The 22504-nt window shown below is 54.6% G+C and carries 25 protein-coding genes; 13 read left to right on the plus strand and 12 right to left on the minus strand.

Features of this window, described 5'->3' with window-relative positions:
* Position 1 precedes the first annotated feature (1 nt).
* Positions 2-349 (plus strand): gamma-glutamylcyclotransferase, encoded by a 348-nt coding sequence (locus CLM71_RS01895; RefSeq protein WP_105229505.1) that lies wholly within the window; start codon positions 2-4, stop codon positions 347-349.
* Positions 350-401: 52 nt separating this feature from the next.
* On the opposite strand, the gene ppa is transcribed toward CLM71_RS01895, so the two are convergent.
* Together ppa and CLM71_RS01905 are read right to left on the minus strand one after the other, a co-directional pair.
* The gene (ppa, locus tag CLM71_RS01900) at positions 402-932 is read right to left on the minus strand and encodes an inorganic diphosphatase (RefSeq protein ID WP_105229506.1); all 531 of its coding nucleotides are present in this window, start codon (positions 930-932) and stop codon (positions 402-404) included.
* 160 nt (positions 933-1092) lie between these two features.
* Positions 1093-1383 (minus strand): hypothetical protein, encoded by a 291-nt coding sequence (locus CLM71_RS01905; RefSeq protein WP_105229507.1) that lies wholly within the window; start codon positions 1381-1383, stop codon positions 1093-1095.
* A 1005-nt stretch (positions 1384-2388) separates the two neighbouring features.
* Here CLM71_RS01905 and CLM71_RS01910 point away from each other — a divergent pair.
* Positions 2389-3942: a methyl-accepting chemotaxis protein gene (locus tag CLM71_RS01910; protein WP_105229508.1), complete on the plus strand. Its 1554-nt coding sequence runs from the start codon at positions 2389-2391 to the stop codon at positions 3940-3942.
* Positions 3943-4005: 63 nt separating this feature from the next.
* Here CLM71_RS01910 and fbp read toward each other — a convergent pair whose 3' ends face one another.
* Positions 4006-5010 carry a class 1 fructose-bisphosphatase gene (gene fbp / locus CLM71_RS01915; protein ID WP_105229509.1) on the minus strand — a complete coding sequence of 335 codons (1005 nt, stop codon included), beginning with the start codon at positions 5008-5010 and terminating at the stop codon, positions 4006-4008.
* 168 nt (positions 5011-5178) lie between these two features.
* Between fbp and mpl the strand changes: the two genes are divergently transcribed.
* A complete protein-coding gene (gene mpl, locus CLM71_RS01920) occupies positions 5179-6543 on the plus strand; it encodes a UDP-N-acetylmuramate:L-alanyl-gamma-D-glutamyl-meso-diaminopimelate ligase (protein WP_105229510.1) in 1365 nt (454 codons plus the stop codon).
* A 210-nt stretch (positions 6544-6753) separates the two neighbouring features.
* On the opposite strand, the gene yhcN (CLM71_RS01925) is transcribed toward mpl, so the two are convergent.
* From yhcN (CLM71_RS01925) to argR, 3 genes are all read right to left on the minus strand, one after another.
* Complete coding sequence (gene yhcN, locus CLM71_RS01925) at positions 6754-7017, minus strand: peroxide/acid stress response protein YhcN (protein WP_105229511.1); 264 nt, start codon at positions 7015-7017, stop codon at positions 6754-6756.
* Positions 7018-7146: 129 nt separating this feature from the next.
* Positions 7147-7410: a peroxide/acid stress response protein YhcN gene (gene yhcN / locus CLM71_RS01930; RefSeq protein ID WP_105229512.1), complete on the minus strand. Its 264-nt coding sequence runs from the start codon at positions 7408-7410 to the stop codon at positions 7147-7149.
* A 405-nt stretch (positions 7411-7815) separates the two neighbouring features.
* Complete coding sequence (gene argR, locus CLM71_RS01935) at positions 7816-8286, minus strand: transcriptional regulator ArgR (protein ID WP_041411702.1); 471 nt, start codon at positions 8284-8286, stop codon at positions 7816-7818.
* A gap of 466 nt (positions 8287-8752) precedes the next feature.
* Between argR and mdh the strand changes: the two genes are divergently transcribed.
* Positions 8753-9691: a malate dehydrogenase gene (mdh, locus tag CLM71_RS01940; protein ID WP_105229513.1), complete on the plus strand. Its 939-nt coding sequence runs from the start codon at positions 8753-8755 to the stop codon at positions 9689-9691.
* 63 nt (positions 9692-9754) lie between these two features.
* Here the strand turns inward: mdh and CLM71_RS01945 are convergent, their stop codons facing one another.
* Positions 9755-10015: a helix-turn-helix transcriptional regulator gene (locus CLM71_RS01945; protein WP_105229514.1), complete on the minus strand. Its 261-nt coding sequence runs from the start codon at positions 10013-10015 to the stop codon at positions 9755-9757.
* A gap of 178 nt (positions 10016-10193) precedes the next feature.
* Here CLM71_RS01945 and CLM71_RS01950 point away from each other — a divergent pair, with 178 nt between their 5' ends.
* Both CLM71_RS01950 and CLM71_RS01955 read left to right on the plus strand, forming a co-directional pair.
* Positions 10194-10550: a DNA-binding protein gene (locus CLM71_RS01950; protein WP_105233190.1), complete on the plus strand. Its 357-nt coding sequence runs from the start codon at positions 10194-10196 to the stop codon at positions 10548-10550.
* Positions 10551-10818: 268 nt separating this feature from the next.
* Positions 10819-11175, plus strand: a complete 357-nt coding sequence (locus CLM71_RS01955) for a DNA-binding protein (RefSeq protein ID WP_105229515.1) — start codon at positions 10819-10821, stop codon at positions 11173-11175.
* Positions 11176-11214: 39 nt separating this feature from the next.
* Here CLM71_RS01955 and ispB read toward each other — a convergent pair whose 3' ends face one another.
* The gene (gene ispB, locus CLM71_RS01960) at positions 11215-12186 is read right to left on the minus strand and encodes an octaprenyl diphosphate synthase (protein WP_105229516.1); all 972 of its coding nucleotides are present in this window, start codon (positions 12184-12186) and stop codon (positions 11215-11217) included.
* A 268-nt stretch (positions 12187-12454) separates the two neighbouring features.
* Between ispB and rplU the strand changes: the two genes are divergently transcribed.
* From rplU to cgtA, 4 genes are all read left to right on the plus strand, one after another.
* Positions 12455-12766 carry a 50S ribosomal protein L21 gene (rplU, locus tag CLM71_RS01965; RefSeq protein ID WP_004933561.1) on the plus strand — a complete coding sequence of 104 codons (312 nt, stop codon included), beginning with the start codon at positions 12455-12457 and terminating at the stop codon, positions 12764-12766.
* 17 nt (positions 12767-12783) lie between these two features.
* A complete protein-coding gene (rpmA, locus tag CLM71_RS01970) occupies positions 12784-13041 on the plus strand; it encodes a 50S ribosomal protein L27 (RefSeq protein WP_004933559.1) in 258 nt (85 codons plus the stop codon).
* 121 nt (positions 13042-13162) lie between these two features.
* Positions 13163-14134, plus strand: a complete 972-nt coding sequence (locus tag CLM71_RS01975) for a DMT family transporter (protein ID WP_105229517.1) — start codon at positions 13163-13165, stop codon at positions 14132-14134.
* A 16-nt stretch (positions 14135-14150) separates the two neighbouring features.
* Positions 14151-15323, plus strand: coding sequence for an Obg family GTPase CgtA (gene cgtA, locus CLM71_RS01980; RefSeq protein WP_105229518.1), 1173 nt, complete (start codon positions 14151-14153; stop codon positions 15321-15323).
* Positions 15324-15363: 40 nt separating this feature from the next.
* Here cgtA and pmrB read toward each other — a convergent pair whose 3' ends face one another.
* Genes pmrB through dacB form a run of 3 tightly spaced genes read right to left on the minus strand, consistent with a single transcriptional unit; the run spans position 15364 to position 18546 of the window.
* The gene (gene pmrB, locus CLM71_RS01985; protein ID WP_105229519.1) at positions 15364-16428 is read right to left on the minus strand and encodes a two-component system sensor histidine kinase PmrB; all 1065 of its coding nucleotides are present in this window, start codon (positions 16426-16428) and stop codon (positions 15364-15366) included.
* Positions 16425-17087: a two-component system response regulator PmrA gene (gene pmrA / locus CLM71_RS01990; protein WP_105229520.1), complete on the minus strand. Its 663-nt coding sequence runs from the start codon at positions 17085-17087 to the stop codon at positions 16425-16427. The genes pmrB and pmrA overlap by 4 nt, the downstream gene beginning before the upstream one ends.
* 25 nt (positions 17088-17112) lie before the next feature.
* Entirely contained in the window at positions 17113-18546 is a 1434-nt protein-coding gene (gene dacB / locus CLM71_RS01995) for a serine-type D-Ala-D-Ala carboxypeptidase (protein WP_105229521.1), read from the minus strand.
* A 256-nt stretch (positions 18547-18802) separates the two neighbouring features.
* Here dacB and greA point away from each other — a divergent pair, with 256 nt between their 5' ends.
* Positions 18803-19279: a transcription elongation factor GreA gene (gene greA / locus CLM71_RS02000; RefSeq protein ID WP_061321556.1), complete on the plus strand. Its 477-nt coding sequence runs from the start codon at positions 18803-18805 to the stop codon at positions 19277-19279.
* 114 nt (positions 19280-19393) lie between these two features.
* Here the strand turns inward: greA and yhbY are convergent, their stop codons facing one another.
* Entirely contained in the window at positions 19394-19687 is a 294-nt protein-coding gene (gene yhbY, locus CLM71_RS02005) for a ribosome assembly RNA-binding protein YhbY (protein WP_105229522.1), read from the minus strand.
* Between the two features lie 141 nt (positions 19688-19828).
* On the opposite strand from yhbY, the gene rlmE reads away from it, so the two are divergent.
* A complete protein-coding gene (rlmE, locus tag CLM71_RS02010; protein ID WP_015670607.1) occupies positions 19829-20458 on the plus strand; it encodes a 23S rRNA (uridine(2552)-2'-O)-methyltransferase RlmE in 630 nt (209 codons plus the stop codon).
* Positions 20459-20514: 56 nt separating this feature from the next.
* Positions 20515-22446, plus strand: coding sequence for an ATP-dependent zinc metalloprotease FtsH (gene ftsH / locus CLM71_RS02015; protein WP_105229523.1), 1932 nt, complete (start codon positions 20515-20517; stop codon positions 22444-22446).
* Positions 22447-22504 lie beyond the last annotated feature (58 nt).

Consider the following 22504-nt stretch of genomic DNA (forward strand, 5'->3'; position numbering starts at 1 on the left):
AATGCGAATAATTGTCTACGGCAGTTTACGACGCAAACAGGGAAACAGCCATTGGATGACCAACGCCCAATGGTTAGGCGAGCATGAGCTCGACGGCTATCAGATTTATAATCTGGGCCATTACCCGGCAGCGATCCCTGGAGAGGGCACGATACACTGTGAGGTGTACCGTATTAACTCATCGATTTTGGCCGAGCTTGACGAGCTTAAAAGCAACACCAAGGACTATAAGCGCGAACTGATCCAGACGCCTTATGGTAGTGCGTGGATCTACCTGTATCGACACAGCGTAGAGGGGTATCCGCTGATTGAAAGCGGTGACTGGCTGAAGCGTCACGACGAAGCATAATAAAAAACACCGCTCATTGAGCGGTGTTTTTTTTCATCGGCGGCGCAAAAAATTATTTTTTAGCGGCGCGCTCGAAGGAAGCCACGATCTCTGCTTTAGCGGCAGCGGCGTCATCCCAACCTTCAACTTTCACCCACTTGCCTTTTTCCAGATCTTTGTAGTGCTCGAAGAAGTGAGCGATCTGGGCTTTCAGCAGTTCTGGCAGGTCGTTCACGTCTTTGATGTGATCGTACTCTTTGCTCAGCTTGCTGTGCGGTACGGCCAGCAGTTTGGCGTCTTCACCGGCTTCGTCGGTCATTTTCAGTACGCCAACCGGACGGCAGCGAATCACTGAGCCTGGCTGCAGCGGGTACGGGGTTGGCACCAGCACGTCAACCGGGTCGCCATCCAGAGACAGGGTGTTGTTGATGTAGCCGTAGTTGCACGGATAGAACATCGCGGTGGACATGAAACGGTCAACGAACAGCGCTCCGGTTTCTTTGTCAACTTCATATTTGATCGGGTCAGCGTTGGCCGGGATTTCGATCACAACGTAGATGTCTTCTGGCAGGTCTTTACCCGCAGGTACCTGATTCAAGCTCATGTCGGTTTCCTTTTTTCAAACCAGAAATGGAGTGCCGGGTATTATAGCCAAAACGTGATCAAAGTAATGACCTTTTTGGCTTCAGGTATGGTATGTGCGAGCATTTAGGACAGACGGCAATCGCCGCGGGTCTTGTCCCGCAGCGATTGCCGGAAGGGGCTTAGAACATCGGTTTTTGCGCCTTGAGGCCGAGGCCGTTGCGGACGATGGAGACAATACCGGAGCCGATGCCGAGGATGGCGGTCAGTGGCGACAAGCCTACCGCTGCGCCGATGCCGGCGCCCAGCAGCGCGCCTGACCCTTTGAAGTTAGAGTCACGGCCGGAAAGACGGTTGCCGGCATCAACGATGGAGCCGATCGCGGCGCCGAGAATGCCGCCGATAGGCGCGGTGATAAGGCCAAACAGACCGCCGCTGACTTCCTGCTGTTCGCTTACAGACAGTTCTCTCATGATAAATCTCCTTGAGTGATAAAATTTCCTGTAATATTCAAACGTTAAATCATTTAAATCGATGGGTGTTTAAATAACGAGCCCGAAGATAAAACGCCAATATTATTCTTGGTGGTTGATTTTTTACAGAAACCATATTTGTTTTTTGATATATGGTTCTGCCTGATTGCAGAGAACGAGGGAATAATTCGTCTTTAAGATCTGCTGGGCTAATGGTAGTAAAGTATGCCTGTTATCGAAAGCCTTTATTCTTGTTGTGGATCAATGAATGTTGTCTTTGTTTAATTACTCATAAGGTATTAATTTATTATTATTCGATAGCATTTTTATTATATATAGATTTGCTTGATTTGACCGTTAAACGGGTATGATCTGCTCTCCTCGTTGGGGGGCAGCGGTTGATTGCCCATGTTTGGTACCTTGCGGAGAGGTATCAGACAGCATCTGAGAGGCGGGTGTCGACAAGTCAGATTCATCATGACGCTTGTATGTCTGTTTATTTTATTCGGTTTGGTTTTACGCCTGATAAAATAGCGGTAATATCTGAAGTGTAATCAATTTAGCCTGTGGTTTAATCTGGGGTTATATTTCTTCGATGACTTATACGGTAATTATCCATTTGCTTTTCCCTTTTCATTTTTCTGCTTTTAATTACTCATTGACTGATTGTGGTGAATGCTATAGTGCCTATTTGTTTTAAGTGTGATGATATTTCGATAGCGCGCCATGACCAATCGCAAGATAAGATTGCTTCACCGGAATCAGTATTGTCTGTTGGTTGGGACGCATATATTGCTCCCGCACTGACCATGATATATGCCGTGACGCTCACCATCGATGCCCTGTCTGCACGGGGAATTTTAGGGATTCATCCTTGTTCAGCATCAAGTTTCCTCCTCGGTTGTCGATAACCTAGCAAATAACAATGACGTGCTGCGGCGACGTCCTGCGTCTTACCACCCTACATCTCAGTAACCACTTATTGTCGATAGCCAGGAAGAATCCATGCTAAATAAAATTACGGTGAAGGCCGGGCTGCTTGCCCTGCTTAGCCTGCTGACGGTATTGCTGATTATGGTCAGCATTATCGGTGTCAATGCCATCAACCAGGGGTCGCGCTCGCTGCATACCCTGAACCAGATCCTGGGCGAGGAGCTGGGGTCGCTGGCGAACAGTTCCAACCTGACGCTGCGCGCGCGTACCGCCGCGTCTCTGGCGGTACGCCAGCGTGAAGTGGGCCAGATCGCAGTGTCTGACGCTACAGTCGGGCGTATTTACGGCTATCTGGCGCAGTCGCAGCGTGAAATGGCGAAGTTCGTCGGCGTGGGGACGGTCACCGAGCGTGGCAAAGAGTTATCCGAGCATTTGCAGGCCAGTTATCGCGCTTACCAGGAACAGGGCGTGCGTCCGATGGCCGATGCCATCAAAGCCGGCCAGATTGACGAGTACTACCATATTCAGGAAACGCGAATTTCTAAGCTGAGCATCGCATTTGAAAACGATCTGAGTGAATTCCGCCGTTTTGCCATGGAAACCGGGCAGCTGCAGGTGAATGACGCAGAGGGCAACGCCAGCACCAAGATTGCGTTAATCGCGGTGGCCGGGATAGTCAGCGTGCTGCTGGCGGTGCTGGCCTGGTTTGCCCTGCGGCTGATCATTCTACGCCCGCTGGATGCGTCGATCGCCGAGCTGGAGCATATCGCCAACGGCGATCTGACCCGCGAGATTCGCGGCGAAGGAGAGACGGAAATGGGCCGTCTGATCCGGGCGATGCAGCGCATGCAGCAGTCGCTGGTGATGTCGGTCAGCAAAGTGCGCGACGCCAGCAGCCAGATTGACGTTGGCTCTCGCGAGCTGGCGGCCGGCAACGTTCACCTGGCGCAGCGTACCGAGGAGTCGGCAGCTTCGCTGGAAGAGACCGCCGCCAGCATGGAACAGCTGACCTCAACGGTTAAAATGAATGCGGAAAATGCCGAGCAGGCCAATCAACTGGCGCTCAGCGTGTCTGATGTCGCCGATCGCGGCAGCGACGTGGTCAGTCAGGTCAAAGACAAAATGCTGGCGATCACCGACAGTTCCCGCCGCATTGCCGATATTATCAGCGTGATGGACGGCATCGCGTTTCAGACCAATATTCTGGCGTTGAATGCGGCCGTTGAGGCTGCGCGAGCCGGTGAGCAGGGGCGCGGCTTTGCCGTCGTCGCCGGCGAAGTACGCAGTCTGGCGCAGCGCAGCGCGCAGTCGGCCAAGGAGATTAAAGGGCTGATTGAAGCGTCGCAGGCGCGGGTGCAAGAGGGTGAACAGATGGCGGAGTCAGCGGCGCAAACCATGAACGGCATTGCCGATGAAGTCGGGCGCGTCACGGCGCTGATGCGTGAAATCTCGGCGGCGACCCGCGAGCAGAGCAGCGGAATCGAACAGGTGAATCTGGCGGTGGCGCAGATGGATCAGGTGGCACAGCAGAATGCGGCACTGGTGGAAGAATCCGCCGCCGCAACGCGCTCGCTGGAGGAACAGGCCCAGTCGCTGGCGCAGAGCATGGCGGCGTTCAAGCTATAATATAACGCGATGACGGCGCAGCGTGCTGCGCCGTGGGGCCTGACGGCCCCGGCATCGAAGGCGTTACTCGTCCGGATAGTCGGCGATAAAGCGTTCGGCGTCTTCTACCATCGATTTGGTGCCGACGAAGAATGGCGCACGCTGGTGCAGTTTCTGCGGCGTGATGTCCAGGATACGGGTTTTACCGTCGCTGGCTTTACCGCCGGCCTGTTCGGCCAGAAACGCCATCGGGTTGCATTCATACAGCAAACGCAGCTTGCCTTGCGGATGGCTGGCGGTGCTTGGGTAAATATAAATGCCGCCCTTCAGCAGGTTGCGGTGGAAATCGGCAACCAGAGATCCGATATAGCGTGAGGTGTAAGGGCGCTGCGTTGCTTCGTCCTGTTCCTGACAGTATTTGATGTATTTCTTCACGCCGAGAGGGAACTTGATGTAGTTGCCTTCGTTGATGGAATACATATTGCCGGATTCTGGGAAGCGCACTTTCTCATGGGAGAGACAGAACACGCCCAGTGAAGGGTCGTAGGTAAAGGCATGGACGCCATAACCGGTGGTGTACACCAGCATGGTGGAAGAGCCGTAAACCACGTAACCGGCCGCGACCTGGGCGCTGCCCGGCTGCAGGAAGTCTTCTTCGGTCACCGGAGTGCCGATAGGGGTGATACGGCGATAGATGGAGAAGATCGTCCCGACGGAGACGTTAACATCGATGTTGGACGAGCCGTCCAACGGATCCATCAGCACTACATACTTGCCGTTTTCAGCACGGTCGCCGTCAAAGATGACGATCTCGTCTTCTTCTTCAGAAGCGATGCCCGCCACTTCGCCGCGCGCTTTCAGCGCTGCTTTCAGCTTTTCGTTCGCGTACAGGTCCAGTTTCATCTGAACTTCGCCCTGTACGTTGGAAACGCCGCTGGTGCCCAGAATATCCACCAGACCCGCTTTGTTGATGTCGCGGTGGATGATTTTTGCGCCCAGTTTGATGGCCGACAGCAGTGCGGTCAATTCGCCGGTGGCGTGAGAGAAGTCGTGTTGTTTCTCGACGATAAATTCGCCTAACGTTTTCATGACACAATCCCTGAATCTACGGATGGATAGCAGTTTTTAACAAACCGCCAACGTTTGTGCCAGCAGTGTAGCCCAAAGCGTCGCGCTATTCATAGGCAAATCCATTTCTTCTGGACGATTCTGAGCGTTAGAATAAGCGTACATTCGACGTACTCAAATGAGAAACCTATGCGCATTCACATTCTTGGCATCTGTGGCACCTTTATGGGCGGACTGGCGGTACTGGCCCGCTCGCTTGGACATGAGGTCACGGGTTCTGACGCTAACGTCTATCCACCGATGAGCACGTTGCTGGAAAACCAGGGGATCGCGCTGATCCAGGGGTACGATCCGGCACAGCTGGATCCGGCGCCGGATCTGGTGATCATCGGCAACGCCATGACGCGCGGTAATCCGTGCGTTGAAGCGGTGCTGGAGCAGGGTATCCCCTATGTATCCGGCCCGCAGTGGCTGCACGACTATGTGCTGCGTGACCGTTGGGTGCTGGCGGTGGCCGGCACCCACGGTAAAACCACCACCGCCGGTATGGCGGCCTGGATCCTGGAAGCCTGTGGTTATCAGCCCGGTTTTGTGATCGGCGGCGTACCCGGCAACTTTGACGTTTCCGCGCGGCTGGGCGGCAGCCCGTTCTTTGTGATTGAGGCCGATGAGTACGACAGCGCCTTCTTTGACAAGCGCTCCAAGTTTGTGCATTACAGCCCGCGTACGCTGATCATGAATAATCTGGAGTTTGACCACGCGGATATTTTCGACGACCTGAAGGCCATCCAGAAACAGTTTCACCATCTGGTGCGTATTGTGCCGGGCCAGGGCAAAATCATTCTGCCGGACAATGACGCCAACCTGAAACAAGTGATGGCAATGGGCTGCTGGAGCGAGCAGGAACTGGTGGGCGAAGAGGGAACCTGGCGCGCTGAGAAGCTGACCACCGACGCCAGCCATTACGCCGTCTGGCTGAACGGCGAGAAAGTGGGCGAGGTCAACTGGTCGCTGGTGGGGGAACACAATATGCACAATGGCCTGATGGCGATTGCGGCAGCCCGCCATGTCGGCGTTGCGCCGGCCGATGCCTGCCGTGCGCTGGGCGATTTTATCAACGCCCGCCGCCGTCTGGAACTGCGCGGTGAAGCCAGCGGTGTGACGGTCTATGATGATTTTGCCCATCATCCGACGGCGATTTTGGCCACCCTGGCAGCGCTGCGCGGCAAAGTGGGCGGCACCGCGCGTATTTTGGCGGTGCTGGAGCCGCGCTCCAACACTATGAAGATGGGCATCAGCAAAAACGATTTGGCACCTGCCCTTGGCCGTGCCGATGAAGTGTTCCTGTATCAGCCGGACCATAACCCGTGGCAGGTGGCGGAAGTGGCGGAAGCCTGCGTGCAGCCGGCCCACTGGAGCGCCGACGTGGATACGCTGGCGGAGATGGTGGTGAAAACCGCTCAGCCGGGCGATCATATTCTGGTGATGAGCAACGGCGGTTTCGGCGGTATTCACGATAAGCTGCTGGCGGCGTTGGCGCAGCGGGCAAAGTAAACCGACGGGCCGATGCTGGCGTTACATGCTGATGATAAAAAGCCGCTTTGCGGCTTTTTTCTTGCCCATAAAAAAAGCCCCCGCAAGCGGGGGCAATGGGGTTTCGTCGGATAGGACGACGAGGGGTTCTTCAGGGAATGCGTGTCAACGTCAGAACTCGGCAGTGGCAGTGACGAGGATAATCAGCTCAGTAGACACGTCCCTGAATGGTTATTTATAGATTTCGGCCGTGGCGTGCCAGTTGCCGTTCTCACGGGCTTCAATAATACGGTAGGCTGTGGCGCCCTGTTGGTCGGCCTTATCAGACAGCGCCTGACGAATGTCCGACGGTGAACCGGCGACGCCGGCGGCGGTCACGGTGCCGACAGACTGCAGGGTGCTGGCCTGTTCATTGCTCACCAGCGTGGCGGCGGAAGCGCCAAAAGAGACGGCTGACAGCAGCGCCATCGCTGCAATCGAAAATTTCATGTTCATGATGGTAAGTCCTTGATGCTAATCGGTAACGGCCTGGAAGGACGGGTTGTTTTTTTATTCTTGAAGACCGTTATGGGTATAGCGTTGCCAGAGATTTATTCGTCCGTTACCGGAGCGTTCTTTGAGTACTTATTTGTAGATTTCTGCCGTGGCGTGGAAGTTGCCTTCATTACGCGCTTCAATCACGCGAAAAGCGGTGGCGCCTTTGGCATCGGCTTTATCAGACAGTGCCTGACGGATATCGGAAGGCGCTGCGGCAACGCCGCTGACGGTAATGGTGCCTGCCGGCTGCAATTTTGCTGCCTGCTCCGTGCTAACGGATTGTGCTGCAAAAGTGCCGAATGAAAGCATGGACAGTACGCCAAGAGTCACAACAGTAGTTTTAACTTTCATGATTTGACCTCGTAGAATTCTTTTATCAGTTCCTGTGAACTGTGATTCATGTCACGGAAAGGAGTATACAGCTAGTAACCCGAAAAATTAATAGTTTGCTAACAATTCCCTATGAAACTTTATCATTGTGCTTACCATTTTTTATAACCGCCAGGAATAAAAAGTGATTATAAAATGGTCTTTTGATGTTAAATTTCTGTAATATCAAGCAAGTGAGCGACTTTGTCGAAAAGTGCGGAATCAGGTATCAGCGGAAAAGCGCAGTGATGAAATGCTACAAATAATGATATCCACGGGGCGATCGTCGTTATTGGCGTGACAGCGAAAAACTATGCAATGGCGTGGGGAAGGTGAAGAGCGTGCTGGATACGCGGTCGTAGACCGCGTAGTGATAGGGATAGATGATTACAGTTCCTGTTCGAACAGCGCCAAAATGGCCTCATACAGCTGGCGGGCGGTGAAGGCGCTGGCCGGCGTAACGAAGATGGTGTCATCACCGGCAATGGTGCCGAGGATACCTTCTGACTTGCCCAGCGAGTCGAGCAGGCGGGCGATCAATTGTGCTGCGCCAGGGCTGGTATGAATCACCACCACGGCGTCATTGTGGTCAACGTCGAGCACCAGATTCTTCAGCGGACTGGTGGTGGTAGGCACCCCCAGCTCGGCGGGAAGGCAATATACCATCTCCATTTTTGCATTACGCGTACGTACCGCGCCGAACTTGGTCAGCATGCGTGATACTTTGGATTGGTTAATGTTTTCGAAGCCTTCTTCTTGCAGCGCCAAAACGATCTCGCCTTGCGAACTGAATTTCTCTTCCTTCAATAACGCCTTGAACGCTTTGATCAGATCTTCCTGCTTTGCGGGATTACGCATTTTGCACCGTGGAATGTTGCCAATAGATGTCATTATTATGCATATAGATGAATTTTTATGCAATAAAAGCGGAGGTCGACCAGCAAAAAAATGGCCGGAACGACAGGGAAAGGGCGTTATTTTAACAAAATACGATTGTCATGAATATGCCCTTTCTCACAGGATTCATCGCGGGGAAAGGGTAAATAAAATGTTATTAAAATGATGTTGTTCTGATGTTGCGTAAGGGTGTAATGTAACGGCCGGTTAACTTGCGCGTGAATAACCTCGCACAATTTTCGATTACTGTGCGCTATGCCCTTCATGCACACGTTATTTAATCTAAAATGTCCGCGATCACGGCTATTTTATTGCGTCAGCTCTCAGTCCAACTGTTAAGAGATTGTTTTTAAAGGCGTGATAACATAAGTTCCGTAACCCAGAATTCACGGCGCTTTTATATTTAAGATAATACAAGGAGTATAGGATGAAAGTTGCAGTTCTCGGTGCAGCTGGCGGTATTGGCCAGGCCCTTGCCCTTCTTCTCAAGACCCAGCTACCTGCAGGTTCTGAACTCTCCCTCTACGACATTGCCCCCGTTACGCCAGGCGTTGCCGTTGACTTAAGCCACATTCCAACCGCCGTTAGCATTAAAGGCTTCAGCGGTGAAGACGCCACGCCAGCGCTGCAGGGCGCCGATGTGGTGCTGATTTCCGCCGGCGTAGCGCGCAAGCCGGGTATGGATCGTTCCGACCTGTTCAACGTTAACGCCGGCATCGTGCGTAACCTGATTGAACAAGTGGCGAAAACCTGCCCGAAAGCGTGCATCGGTATTATCACCAACCCGGTGAACACCACCGTTGCCATTGCGGCGGAAGTGCTGAAGAAAGCAGGCGTGTACGACAAAAACAAACTGTTCGGCGTGACTTCGCTGGATATTATCCGTTCCAACACCTTCGTGGCTGAGCTGAAAGGCAAAAAGCCGGAAGAGCTGAACGTGCCGGTCATCGGCGGCCACTCTGGCGTAACCATTCTGCCTCTGCTGTCCCAGATTCCGGGCGTGAGCTTTACCGATCAGGAAGTGGCCGACCTGACCAAGCGTATTCAGAACGCAGGTACTGAAGTGGTTGAAGCCAAAGCCGGCGGCGGATCGGCTACGCTGTCCATGGGCCAGGCGGCGGCGCGCTTTGGTTTGTCTCTGGTGCGTGCGCTGCAGGGTGAGCAAGGCGTTGTCGAATGCGCCTATGTGGAAGGCGACGGCAAATATGCGCGCTTCTTCGCACAGCCGCTGCTGCTGGGTAAAAACGGCGTTGAAGAACGTAAAGATATCGGCACGCTGAGCGCCTTTGAGCAGAAAGCGCTGAATGATATGTTGGATGTTCTGCATAAAGATATCGAACTGGGTGAGACGTTTATCAATAACTGATTGACCCGTAGCGTCAGATAAAGGCCGCCGGAGTGATTCCGGCGGTTTTTTTATGCCCTGACGTCAGGATTTGATCCGACTCTTGCGGTCCAGCAAGCGCCGGGTCTTGGGATCGAAATAGCGGCTTGGCCAGATCTCTGAAGGGTGAACATTCAGCGCCTCGGCGATCAGCCACTCGCCTTTCGGCCAGGGGCGGGACAGGGCGTTAGCCAGCGTCGACGAACTGAGCCCGGCGCTGCGCGATACCGCTGCCAGAGTGGTGCCTTTCTTGCGTAATGCTGCGATGACATCGGCAGGATGCCAATCTTCACTCCTTGAATTCATGTTGATCTTCCTTTTTTGATTAGCCAAAGTGACGTTAGTGGTATAACTAACGCGTTCGTATTAATCGTTCGTACAACGTGAATCGGTTATACGGAAACAAGAACACCATTATTTTTCCAAAAACAACCCTTTGCTTTCCAAAAATAATGGTGACGCATAATCTTCAGAGACGATGGCTATGAAAAGTGAGTGGTTTTCTGCCAAGGAATTGACTGGCATCGCGGGGTTGCCTTCCTCGCCACAGGGAATTAATCAGATGGCGCGTCGGGAAAAATGGGTGAGTCAGCGTCGGAAAGGCGTACAGGGCAAAGCGGTGGAATATCATATCGACAGCCTGCCGCCAGGCGTGCGTAATACTTTGATGCTGAAAGAGGATTCTGCTGGTTACACTGCTGAAAGACAGGATCCGCTGACGGTGTGGATCGCCTATTTTCACCATATGTCGGATGATGAAAGGGAGCGGATACAGGCGTTTTTGTTGCGTGAGGGCATTGGCGGACTGCTGGCGCTTATCGCCGAGGGGCGTCAGCGATAAGCACCGCTAAAGCGCCTGGGGAGCATTAGGCGCTCATTTCTTAAAACTCGCGCAGCCCCGCCAGATGTGCCACTCCTCCCAACGCGGCGCATTCATGTTGATCTTCTTTTTGTGATTAGCCAAAGTGGCGTTAGTGGTATAACTAACGCGTTCGTATTAATCGTTCATAAAACGTGAGCCGGTGATACGAAAAAACAACGCCATTATTTCTAAAAAATAACTTTTTTCCAGAAATAATGGTGGCGCATAATCTTCAGAGACGATGGCTATGAAAAGTGAGTGGTTTTCTGCCAGGGAATTGACGGGCATCGCGGGGTTGCCTTCCTCGCCACAGGGAATTAATCAGATGGCGCGTCGGGAAAAATGGGTGAGTCAGCGTCGGAAAGGCGTACAGGGTAAAGCGGTGGAATATCATATCGACAGCCTGCCGCCGGGCGTGCGTAATGCTTTGATGCTGAAAGAGGATTCTGCAGATTACACTGCTGAAAGACAGGATCCGCTGACGGTGTGGATCGCCTATTTTCACCATATGTCGGATGATGAAAGGGAGCAGATGCTGTCATTTCTGGTACGTGAGGGCATTGGCGGGCTGTTGGCGCTTATCGCTGAACGTCGCCAGCGATAAGCGCCTTGATATGCGCGGAAGCTATTGAGAAATATTTTCTTAAAATTCGCGCTGTACTGCCAGATGCGCCAGTCCTTCCAGCGCGGTGCGGTATTCTGACGGCGGCAGCGCTTCCAGCGCGCTGATGGCTTTGTCGGCTTCCTCTTCCGCACGTTGGCGGGTGTAGACCAGCGAGCCGCACTGTTCCATCGCTGCCAGCACCGGTTCCAGCAGATGACGGCCGTTGCCCTGTTCGATGGCGCCGCGAATCATTGCCGCCTGCTCCGGACTGCCGTTATGCATGGCGTGCAGCAGCGGCAGCGTAGGTTTGCCTTCATTCAGATCGTCACCGGTGTTTTTGCCCAGTGTGCTGCCGTCGGCGCTGTAATCCAGCAGATCGTCAATCAGCTGGAAGGCGGTGCCAAGATAGCGGCCGTAATCCTGCAGCGCCTGCTCCTGCTCCGGCGTGGCGCCGGATAAAATGGCGGAGGATTGCGCGGCGGCTTCAAACAGACGCGCCGTCTTGCTGTAGATCACCCGCATATAGCTCTCTTCGCTGATATCCGGGTCGTTGACGTTCATCAACTGCAGCACCTCGCCTTCGGCAATCACGTTGACCGCTTCCGACATCAGCGCCAACACGCGTAATGATTCCAGGCTGGTCATCATTTGGAAAGCGCGGGTATAAATAAAGTCGCCGACCAGCACGCTGGCCGCGTTGCCGAATGCGGCGTTGGCGGTTGCTTTGCCGCGGCGCATGTCGGATTCGTCAACCACATCGTCATGCAGCAGGGTCGCGGTGTGGATAAACTCAATCAGCGCCGCGATGGTCACGTGCTTGTCACCTTCCGACTGCAGCGCCCGGGCTGCCAGGACGGCGATCATCGGCCGGATGCGTTTACCGCCACCGCTGATAATGTAATAGCCAAGCTGATTGATGAGCGTGACTTCGGAATTCAACTGTTCGAGAATTGTTGCATTCACTGCCGCCATATCTTGCGCGGTTAACTCAATAATTTGATCTAGGTTCATTGTATTGTTTTCAGCTGTGTTTCTCTTCACCGCGATGAGAACGCTGCTCACATCGGTACATGGCGGTAACTGTGCCTATGATTGTACTTGAAAAACGGCTTAGATAAACGCCACGAAAGAAACTGTGCTTTTTTTCTTCTTTTTTCTACTTCAGTCGAGATTCTGCTCTTGTCATGTGCTGTATTTTTGCGTAGAATTCGCGCCCTATTGTGAATATTTATAGCGCGCTCTGTACTAATCATCGAGCACGCGGAAAGCGGAGTTTTATATGTACGCGGTTTTCCAAAGTGGTGGTAAACAACACCGAGTAAGCGAAGGTCAGACCGTTCGCTTGGAAAAGCTGGACATCGCAACTGGTGAAGCGGTTGAGTTTGACCAGATTCTGATGATCGCTAATGGCGAAGATATCAAAATCGGCGTTCCTTTCGTCGATGGCGGCAAGATCAAAGCTGAAGTCGTTGCACACGGTCGTGGCGAGAAAATTAAAATCGTTAAGTTTCGTCGTCGTAAACACCACCGTAAGCAGCAGGGCCACCGTCAGTGGTTCACTGACGTTAAAATCACCGGCATCAGCGCTTAAGTTAGGAGAGCGGATTAATGGCACACAAAAAGGCTGGCGGCTCGACTCGTAACGGTCGCGATTCAGAAGCTAAACGTCTGGGCGTAAAACGCTTTGGCGGCGAAGCAGTACTGGCAGGCAGCATCATCGTTCGTCAGCGTGGCACCAAGTTCCACGCAGGCACCAACGTAGGTTGCGGCAAAGACCACACTCTGTTTGCTTTGAAAGACGGTAAAGTCAAATTCGAAGTTAAAGGCCCGAGCAATCGTAAATTCATCAGCATCGAAGCTGAATAATTTTTCGAGCCTTAATAAATAGATGTAAGCCCCGCAATTCGTTGCGGGGCTTTTTACATTTATAGCCAACCCATTTCAAACCTTGGCTATTCGGGATAGACAGCGCGCAGGCAGATGACGCATGGAAACAAAACAGCAGGTCGGGGTCGGTATTTCTCTGGCGTTAACCACGGCGGTGTGCTGGGGTGCGTTGCCGATAGCCATGAAAGAAGTTCTCCAGGTGATGACGCCGTTTACCATCGTCTGGTATCGCTTTAGCATTGCGGCGATTGGGTTGGGCATTATTCTGACGCTGCGCGGCCGCTTGCCGCCGGTGAAAATTTTTCGCCAGCCGCGTTGGCTGCTGCTGCTGGCGATCGCCACCGCCGGGCTGCTGGGGAACTTCGTATTTTTCAGCTCCTCGCTGCAGTACCTTAGCCCGACGGCCTCGCAGGTGATCGGTCAGCTGTCGCCGGTGGGCATGATGTTTGCCAGCGTGCTGATCCTGAAAGAGCGGATGCGTATTACCCAGGTGATTGGCGCGCTGATGCTGATTTGCGGGCTGATGCTGTTTTTCAACGTCAGTCTGGTTGAGATTTTTACCCGCCTGACGGATTACACCCTGGGGGTGCTGTTGGGTGTCTGTGCCGCGACGGTGTGGGTTACCTATGGCCTGGCGCAAAAGGTCTTGCTGCGCCGGCTGGCGTCGCCGCAGATCCTGGTAATGTTGTACACTTTATGTGCAGTTGCATTATTCCCGCTGGCACAGCCGGCGATGATTTTTCAGCTGAGCGGCTGGCAGCTGGCCTGCCTGCTGTTTTGCGGCGCGAATACGCTGATTGGCTATGGCGCGCTAGCGGAGGCGATGGCGCGTTGGCAGGCGGCGCAGGTGAGCGCGTTAGTAACGTTGACGCCGCTGTTTACCCTGTTGTTTTCAGATTTATTGGCGTTGGCATGGCCGCAGATGTTTGCCGCCCCGACGTTGAATGTCGTCGGTTACGTGGGCGCTTTTGTGGTGGTTGCGGGCGCAATGTTTTCCGCAATTGGTCACCGGTGGTGGCCGCGACGGGCAGAAAACCTCCTGGTTGCTCCTATCAAGCAGCCCGGTGAATGATTTACGGAGACGGAAAATGAAGTTTGTAGATGAAGCAGCGATATTGGTCGTTGCAGGTGACGGTGGTAATGGTTGCGTCAGCTTCCGTCGCGAAAAATATATCCCGAACGGCGGCCCGGATGGCGGCGACGGCGGCGACGGCGGCGATGTCTACCTGCTGGCGGACGAAAACCTGAACACGCTGATCGACTATCGCTTTGAGAAGTCCTTCCGTGCAGAACGCGGTCAGAACGGCCAGAGCCGTGACTGTACCGGCAAGCGCGGTAAAGATATCGTGATCAAAGTGCCGGTCGGCACCCGGGTGAAGGATCAGGGCACCGGCGAGATTCTCGGCGATATGACGCGCCATCAGCAGCGCCTGATGGTAGCGAAGGGCGGTTGGCATGGCCTGGGCAACACCCGTTTCAAATCCTCGGTCAACCGTGCCCCGCGCCAGAAAACCAACGGTACGCCGGGTGAAGCGCGCGATGTCCTGCTGGAGCTGATGCTGCTGGCGGATGTCGGCATGCTCGGCCTGCCGAACGCGGGCAAATCCACCTTTATCCGCGCGGTATCTGCCGCCAAGCCGAAAGTGGCGGACTACCCGTTCACCACGCTGGTGCCAAGCCTGGGCGTGGTGCGTATGGACAGCGAACAGAGCTTCGTGGTGGCGGATATTCCAGGGCTGATTGAAGGTGCGTCTGAAGGTGCCGGTCTGGGCATTCGTTTCCTGAAGCACCTGGAACGTTGCCGCGTGCTGCTGCACCTGGTGGATATCGATCCGATTGACCAGACCGATCCGGTAGAAAACGCCCGCGTGATCATCAACGAGCTGAATCAGTACAGTGACAATCTGGCGCAGAAACCGCGCTGGCTGGTGTTCAACAAAGTTGACCTGCTGGACGAAGAGGAAGCCGCAGAGCGCGCCAAGGCGATTGTCGACGCGCTGGGCTGGGAAGATAAGTACTACATGATCTCTGCGGCCAGCCATTTTGGCGTCAAAGAGCTGTGCTGGGACGTGATGAACTTTATCAACAGCCAGCCGAAAGCGATGGCGATCGAAGAGAGCGCACCGGAAAAGGTCGAGTTTATGTGGGACGATTACCACCGTAAACAGCTGGCGGAAGTAGAAGCCGAAGCCGACGACGACTGGGATGATGACTGGGATGAAGATGACGACGAAGGCGTCGAAATCATTTACCAGAAATAATCATCACGACAGCTATCAGGCCCCGCACTGCGGGGCTTTTTTATGGCTTCAGCGGGTTGGCGGGCAGCCAGCAGCGCGCGTTAAGGCCGCTGGCGTTATGGCGGTTTTTCAGCGCCAGTCGCCCTTGGTGCAGCTGGATGATGCGGATGACGATATTTAGCCCCAATCCGCTGCCGCCATAGCGCTGGTCCATTCTTCTGAAGGCCTGGGTTAGCTCTCCGGCCATCTCTTGCTTAATGCCCGGCCCTTCATCGATCACCTGCAGCTGATGGCCGCCGTTTTGCGCGTCGAGGCGGATTTGGATGGCGCTGTCCGGCGGGCTATAGCGATGGGCATTTTCCACCAGATTTCGCAGCAACAGGCGAAGTAATACCGGATCGCCATGAGTGACGGCCTCCACCGGCAGTTGCCACGTCAGCTGCTGATTGCGTTGTTGCGCCAGTTCTGTCAGTTCTTCGCGCAGTGGCGTCATCACGTCCGCGACCCAGTCGAAACGTTGATAGTGGCCGCCGGCAAACTTCTGCCCGGCGCGCGACAGCATCAGCAATTGTTCTACGGTATGCATCAGTTGGTCGATGCGCGCGATCAGCGGCGTACTTTCCCGCACCCCCTGCTGCTCCATCAGTTCCAGATGCAGCCGGATGCCGGCCAGCGGCGTACGCAGTTCGTGGGCCGCGTCGGCGGTAAACAACCGCTCCTGCTGAATGGTGTTATCGAGCCGCGAGAAGAGTTGATTGAGCGCGGTGGTGACCGCCATCACTTCCCGGCTGTCGTTATTGACCGGCAGCGGTGACAGGTTGTCGGCGGAACGCTTTTCCAGCCGGTTTTGCAACTGATTAAGCGGGCGGATAATCCAGCTGATGGCCCAGAACGAGGCGATCAACGTGACAATCATCATAATCAGCGACGGCGCCAATAATGAGGCGATCGCTTCGGCGATTTCACCGTCGACCTTTTCGGTGCGCACCTGGGCCGACAGGGTTTCATCGACCAGAAAACCGATCTGTTCCCGGCTTTCGTGCCATAGCCACAGCGCGCTGATCAATTGGGTGACCAGCAGAATAAGCGCCAGCATCAGCAACAGGCGACGCCGCATGCTGATCATGGCAACGGCTCCAGACGGTAGCCGATGCCGCGTACCGTGCGGATACGATCCTTGCCCAGCTTGCGGCGCAGGTTATGGACGTGCACTTCGAGCGTATTGGAGCCGAGATCGTCGTTCCAGGCGTATAAATCCTGTTGCAGCAGTTCACGGTTGACCGTCTGGCCAGCGCGCATAATCAGCCGCGACAGAAGGGCAAACTCTTTTGGCGTGATGTCGATAGGCTGCTGTTGCAGGTAAACCTGCTGGCTGGAGAGATTGAGCGTGAGATCGTCCTGCTGTAGCAGGTTGTCGCTGTGGCCCTGATAGCGGCGGATGAGCGCCCTGACGCGAGCCTGCAGCTCAATCAGCGCAAAGGGTTTGATCAGATAGTCATCGGCGCCGGCGTCCAGCCCGTCGACGCGGTCTTCCAGCGCATCGCGGGCGGTGAGAATCAACACCGGCAAGTCCAGTTGCCGGCGGCGCCATTGCCGCAGCAAGGCGCCGCCGTCCACGTCGGGCAGGCCGAGATCGAGGATGACCATGCTGTACTGACTGGTGTCGATCAGCGTATTGGCCTGCGCCGCCGTCAGGGCGCAATCGCAGGCGTAACCTTCGGCAGCCAGCGCCATGGCCAGCCCCTGTTGCAATAGCTCATCGTCTTCGACAATCAATAGCTTCACGTCGGGGCTCCCAGGGCGTGGTTACTCAGTTATTCTGATAAATATCCCGATATAGCCGGCTTTCGAAACGTACCAGCGGTATCCGGCGCTGGCGCTGATCTTCCGGTGGTACGGCGTAGCCTGACAGATACTGCACAAACGCCATACGCTGGCCGCTGGCGGTGGTGATAAAGCCGGCCAGATTGTAAACGCCCTGCAGCGCCCCGGTTTTCGCCGAGACTTTGCCGTCCACGCCGGCCTCATGCAGCCCGCCGCGGTAGCGCAGCGTGCCGTCGTAGCCGGCGAGCGGCAGCATCGAGATGAAATTCAGCTCGCTGTCATGCTGGGCGATATATTGCAGCGCCTGCATCATGGTCGCCGGCGCCAGCAGATTGTGGCGCGACAGGCCGGAACCATCCACCACGATGCTGTTGCCCAGATCGACTCCGGCTTTCTGACGTAGCACCTGACGCACCGCGTCGGCGCCGGCGCGCCAGGTGCCCGGCACGCCGAAGCGCTCGTGGCCGATGGTGCGGAAGACGGTATCGGCGATCATATTGTCGGATTTTTTCAGCATCACTTTCAGCAGATCATGCAGCGGCGCTGATTGGGTACGGGCGATCACCGTGCCGCTCATGCCCGGCTGTGTCTGGCGCTTCAGGTGGCCGTCAATCTGGATGCCGGCCTGGGTCAGTTCATCTTTCAGAATAGCGCCGGCGTAGCTGGCCCCGTCCTGAATGGCGAACGCCAGCGGCAGCGGCTCGCTGCGCTGCGTCAGGCAGCCGGTGAGGGTAAAGCGGTTCAACTCGCCCGGCACCACGTCCAGCTCGCAGTATTGGGCATCCGGCGAACCTTTGGCCAGCGTACGCACCTGGCTGAACATGTTAACCGGATAATAGGAGGCGACGCGGATAAAGGCGATATCGCCCGGCTTGGCCGCGCTGTACAGCGACACCGAGAAGCAGTTGCGATCGACAATCGCCGCCGCCGGTGGGGCGCTGAAGCACTGCGTCATATCGTTCCACGGCCAGCCGGGCGCCTTGTCGTGGCTGGCGAATACCGAAGTATCGACCAGCACGTCGCCGCTAATCTGTTTTACGCCCTGTTTCTTCAGTTCGGCGACCATATTGCGCAGGTTCTGGCGTTTAAAGGTCGGGTCGCCGCCGAAGCGTGCGATCAGATTGCCCTGCAGTACGCCATCGTTAATCTTACCCTGGCTTTCCAGCGTGGTGGTAAAGCGGTAGTCTGGGCCGAGCTGTAACAGGGCCGCCAGCGCGGTCAGCACCTTCTGGGTGCTGGCGGGCAACGCCATCTGCTGCGCGTGGTAATCAATCGTCGGCGTGCTGGCGCCGATTTTTTGCACCATCAGGGCAAGGTTGGCTCCATCAGGCAAATATTGTGTGTAATCTTCGACCGGGGCGGCATTTACATTCAAAACAAATGCGCACGCCAATGCACTGACAATTCGTGAAAAACGCATAATCTCTGGCTAACTGCTGGGTAACGTGCCGTCATACTACGGCGCATTCAGGGAAAAAGTAAACGATGACCCTCAAGGAACTCTACGCTAAAATGCGTATCAAAATGCAAAATCGATCCTGACTTGGAAGAATTTTCCGGGTTAGGGTTCTTTTGTTTGTCGCCTGGAGGCGGCTGGCGATAGCCATCCGTGTTTTCATACGAATACGTCAGGATGACGGCTATTTGAACAGGAAAGATTTAGAGGTATTGAAATTATGCAACAGATTCCGATGACCCTGTTTGGCGCTGAAAAATTGCGCGAAGAACTGGAATATTTGAAAAGCGTTCGCCGTCCGAAAATCATTGCGGACATCGCGGAAGCGCGTGAACACGGCGACTTGAAAGAAAACGCGGAGTACCATGCGGCGCGTGAGCAGCAGGGTTTCTGTGAAGGACGTATTCAGGAAATTGAAGCTAAGCTGTCGAACGCGCAGGTGATCGACGTAACCAAAATGCCGAACAACGGCCGGGTGATTTTCGGCGCGACGGTATCGGTGCTGAACCTGGATACCGAGGATGAGGTGACCTACCGCATCGTGGGTGACGACGAGGCCGATTTCAAGAAAAATCTGATTTCGGTGAATTCCCCGATGGCGCGTGGTTTAATCGGTAAAGAACAAGACGACGTGGTGGTGATTAAGACACCGGGCGGCGATGTGGAATATGAAATCCTGAAGGTGGAATACCTCTGATCGACAGCGTTTGCTCAGAAGTTAATCAGGTTTTTGTAAAGAAAGGAAAAAGGCCGCGTGGCGGCCTTTTATCAGGTGCAGGTGCATGGCACCTTTTCGTTAAAATGACGACACTTAACGCGGTAGACTGATCTTGCGCTCTTCTGAAGGGCGGTAAAGAATAAGGGTATTACCGATAATTTGTACGTTGCAGGCATTTGTTTCACGCACGATAGCGTCAGCGATCAAGGCTTTGGTTTCGCGATCTTCCGTTGCGATTTTCACTTTGATCAGCTCATGATGCGTCAGCGCCTGATCAATTTCAGCCAGCACCCCTTCGGTGAGACCGTTATTGCCCAGCATGACGACCGGTTTTAACGGATGCGCCAAGCCTTTCAGGTGCTGTTTTTGTTTATTATTCAGATTCATTGTCTTTTTTGCTTAAGTTGGGATTGAAAACGGTACATTCTACCGCCATCTCATGGGTATCACCAAATCGGTCTTGCACCGTGATGGCAATATGAGCAGCGAACTTGGCATAAGTCTCTTTTTAGGATAGTTGGAAACTCGATGACAGGTAAAAAGCGTTCGGCCAGTTCTAGCCGCTGGCTTCAGGAACACTTTAGCGACAAATATGTGCAGCAGGCGCAGAAAAAAGGGCTGCGCTCGCGCGCCTGGTTTAAACTGGATGAAATACAGCAGAGCGACAAGCTGTTTAAACCGGGTATGACGGTTGTTGATTTGGGGGCGGCGCCAGGCGGCTGGTCGCAGTATGTTGTTACCCAGATCGGCGGTTCTGGGCGAATTATCGCCTGTGATATTTTACCGATGGATCCTATCGTCGGCGTTGATTTCCTCCAGGGAGATTTTCGTGATGAACTGGTGCTGAAGGCGCTGCTGGATCGCGTAGGTGAAAAGAAGGTTCAGGTGGTCATGTCCGATATGGCCCCGAATATGAGTGGCAACCCGGCGGTCGATATTCCAAGATCGATGTATCTGGTGGAATTAGCACTGGAAATGTGTCGTGATGTCCTCGCACCAGGCGGAAGTTTCCTGGTGAAGGTGTTCCAGGGAGATGGCTTTGACGAGTACCTACGGGAAATTCGCTCCCTGTTTACGAAGGTTAAGATTCGTAAGCCAGACGCTTCGCGCGCTCGTTCGCGTGAAGTGTACATTGTAGCGACAGGGCGCAAACTGTAGTACCCTAACGCTGTTTGTTAACACAGTTGTAATATGAGGTTAATCCCTTGAGTGACATGGCGAAAAACCTAATTCTCTGGCTGGTCATCGCAGTTGTGCTGATGTCCGTATTCCAGAGCTTTGGGCCCAGCGAGTCGAATGGCCGTAGGGTGGATTACTCTACCTTCATGTCCGAACTGACCCAGGATCAGGTTCGCGAAGCGCGAATTAACGGACGTGAGATCAACGTTACCAAGAAAGATAGTAACCGATACACGACTTATATCCCCGTCAACGATCCTAAGCTGTTGGATACGTTATTGACGAAGAATGTGAAAGTTGTCGGTGAACCGCCGGAAGAGCCGAGTTTGCTGGCTTCTATCTTTATTTCATGGTTCCCGATGCTGTTGCTGATCGGGGTCTGGATCTTCTTTATGCGGCAAATGCAGGGCGGCGGCGGCAAGGGCGCGATGTCCTTTGGCAAGAGCAAAGCCCGTATGCTGACTGAAGATCAGATCAAAACCACCTTTGCCGACGTCGCCGGCTGCGACGAAGCAAAAGAAGAAGTGAGCGAACTGGTTGAATACCTGCGCGAACCGAGCCGTTTCCAGAAGCTGGGCGGCAAGATTCCGAAAGGCGTGCTGATGGTCGGCCCGCCGGGTACCGGTAAGACGCTGCTGGCGAAAGCCATTGCCGGCGAGGCGAAAGTGCCGTTCTTTACCATTTCCGGTTCCGACTTCGTGGAAATGTTTGTCGGCGTGGGTGCGTCCCGCGTACGTGATATGTTCGAACAGGCGAAAAAAGCCGCTCCGTGCATCATCTTTATCGATGAAATCGACGCCGTCGGCCGCCAGCGTGGCGCCGGTCTGGGTGGCGGTCACGATGAACGTGAGCAGACGCTGAACCAGATGCTGGTTGAGATGGACGGCTTTGAAGGCAACGAAGGCATCATCGTCATCGCTGCGACCAACCGTCCGGACGTGCTTGACCCGGCGCTGCTGCGTCCAGGCCGTTTCGACCGTCAGGTAGTGGTTGGCCTGCCGGATGTGCGTGGTCGTGAGCAGATTCTGAAGGTGCATATGCGCCGCGTGCCGCTGGCAGCCGATATCGACGCCTCCGTCATTGCACGTGGTACACCGGGCTTCTCCGGTGCGGATTTGGCTAACCTGGTCAACGAAGCTGCGCTGTTTGCCGCCCGTAGCAACAAACGTGTGGTGTCGATGGTTGAGTTCGAAAAGGCCAAAGACAAAATCATGATGGGTGCGGAACGTCGCTCCATGGTAATGACCGAAGCGCAGAAAGAGTCGACCGCATATCACGAAGCCGGCCACGCCATTATCGGCCGTCTGGTGCCGGAACACGATCCGGTTCACAAGGTGACGATTATTCCGCGCGGCCGTGCGCTTGGCGTAACTTTCTTCCTGCCTGAGGGCGATGCCATCAGCGCCAGCCGTCAGAAACTGGAGAGCCAAATCTCCACGCTGTACGGCGGCCGTCTGGCGGAAGAGATTATTTACGGTGCCGAGCATGTTTCTACCGGCGCATCGAACGACATTAAAGTGGCGACCTCTATCGCACGCAACATGGTGACCCAATGGGGCTTCTCCGAGAAGCTGGGGCCGCTGCTGTATGCGGAAGAAGAGGGCGAAGTGTTCCTGGGCCGCTCTGTGGCCAAGGCGAAACATATGTCTGACGAAACGGCGCGTATTATCGACCAGGAAGTGAAATCCCTGATTGAACGTAACTACACGCGCGCCCGTACGCTGTTGATGGAAAACATGGATATCCTTCATTCAATGAAGGATGCCCTGATGAAGTATGAAACCATCGACGCGCCGCAGATCGACGATCTGATGAACCGTAAGGACGTCCGTCCGCCGGCAGGCTGGGACGATCCGAACAAAGGCAGCAACTCCGACAACGGCGGCACTCCAAAGGCCCCGACGCCGGTTGATGAGCCGCGGACGCCAAATCCAGGCAATCCTCTGTCTGAACAGCTCGACAAGTAACATCGACTGTGTAATAACATCAAACCCCGGCATGCCGGGGTTTTTTTATGCCCGTCAT

This window comes from Serratia sp. MYb239 (assembly GCF_002966855.1).
In the GTDB taxonomy this organism is placed as follows: Bacteria; Pseudomonadota; Gammaproteobacteria; order Enterobacterales; family Enterobacteriaceae; genus Serratia_B; species Serratia_B rhizosphaerae.

What these genes read in the sequence shown, in the direction of transcription:
- CLM71_RS01895 (WP_105229505.1), top strand. Translation starts at nt 2, where the DNA reads ATGCGAATAATTGTCTACGGCAGTTTACGACGCAAACAGGGAAACAGC.
- ppa (WP_105229506.1), bottom strand. Translation starts at nt 932, where the DNA reads ATGAGCTTGAATCAGGTACCTGCGGGTAAAGACCTGCCAGAAGACATC.
- CLM71_RS01905 (WP_105229507.1), bottom strand. Translation starts at nt 1,383, where the DNA reads ATGAGAGAACTGTCTGTAAGCGAACAGCAGGAAGTCAGCGGCGGTCTG.
- CLM71_RS01910 (WP_105229508.1), top strand. Translation starts at nt 2,389, where the DNA reads ATGCTAAATAAAATTACGGTGAAGGCCGGGCTGCTTGCCCTGCTTAGC.
- fbp (WP_105229509.1), bottom strand. Translation starts at nt 5,010, where the DNA reads ATGAAAACGTTAGGCGAATTTATCGTCGAGAAACAACACGACTTCTCT.
- mpl (WP_105229510.1), top strand. Translation starts at nt 5,179, where the DNA reads ATGCGCATTCACATTCTTGGCATCTGTGGCACCTTTATGGGCGGACTG.
- yhcN (WP_105229511.1), bottom strand. Translation starts at nt 7,017, where the DNA reads ATGAACATGAAATTTTCGATTGCAGCGATGGCGCTGCTGTCAGCCGTC.
- yhcN (WP_105229512.1), bottom strand. Translation starts at nt 7,410, where the DNA reads ATGAAAGTTAAAACTACTGTTGTGACTCTTGGCGTACTGTCCATGCTT.
- argR (WP_041411702.1), bottom strand. Translation starts at nt 8,286, where the DNA reads ATGCGTAATCCCGCAAAGCAGGAAGATCTGATCAAAGCGTTCAAGGCG.
- mdh (WP_105229513.1), top strand. Translation starts at nt 8,753, where the DNA reads ATGAAAGTTGCAGTTCTCGGTGCAGCTGGCGGTATTGGCCAGGCCCTT.
- CLM71_RS01945 (WP_105229514.1), bottom strand. Translation starts at nt 10,015, where the DNA reads ATGAATTCAAGGAGTGAAGATTGGCATCCTGCCGATGTCATCGCAGCA.
- CLM71_RS01950 (WP_105233190.1), top strand. Translation starts at nt 10,194, where the DNA reads ATGAAAAGTGAGTGGTTTTCTGCCAAGGAATTGACTGGCATCGCGGGG.
- CLM71_RS01955 (WP_105229515.1), top strand. Translation starts at nt 10,819, where the DNA reads ATGAAAAGTGAGTGGTTTTCTGCCAGGGAATTGACGGGCATCGCGGGG.
- ispB (WP_105229516.1), bottom strand. Translation starts at nt 12,186, where the DNA reads ATGAACCTAGATCAAATTATTGAGTTAACCGCGCAAGATATGGCGGCA.
- rplU (WP_004933561.1), top strand. Translation starts at nt 12,455, where the DNA reads ATGTACGCGGTTTTCCAAAGTGGTGGTAAACAACACCGAGTAAGCGAA.
- rpmA (WP_004933559.1), top strand. Translation starts at nt 12,784, where the DNA reads ATGGCACACAAAAAGGCTGGCGGCTCGACTCGTAACGGTCGCGATTCA.
- CLM71_RS01975 (WP_105229517.1), top strand. Translation starts at nt 13,163, where the DNA reads ATGGAAACAAAACAGCAGGTCGGGGTCGGTATTTCTCTGGCGTTAACC.
- cgtA (WP_105229518.1), top strand. Translation starts at nt 14,151, where the DNA reads ATGAAGTTTGTAGATGAAGCAGCGATATTGGTCGTTGCAGGTGACGGT.
- pmrB (WP_105229519.1), bottom strand. Translation starts at nt 16,428, where the DNA reads ATGATCAGCATGCGGCGTCGCCTGTTGCTGATGCTGGCGCTTATTCTG.
- dacB (WP_105229521.1), bottom strand. Translation starts at nt 18,546, where the DNA reads ATGCGTTTTTCACGAATTGTCAGTGCATTGGCGTGCGCATTTGTTTTG.
- greA (WP_061321556.1), top strand. Translation starts at nt 18,803, where the DNA reads ATGCAACAGATTCCGATGACCCTGTTTGGCGCTGAAAAATTGCGCGAA.
- yhbY (WP_105229522.1), bottom strand. Translation starts at nt 19,687, where the DNA reads ATGAATCTGAATAATAAACAAAAACAGCACCTGAAAGGCTTGGCGCAT.
- rlmE (WP_015670607.1), top strand. Translation starts at nt 19,829, where the DNA reads ATGACAGGTAAAAAGCGTTCGGCCAGTTCTAGCCGCTGGCTTCAGGAA.
- ftsH (WP_105229523.1), top strand. Translation starts at nt 20,515, where the DNA reads ATGGCGAAAAACCTAATTCTCTGGCTGGTCATCGCAGTTGTGCTGATG.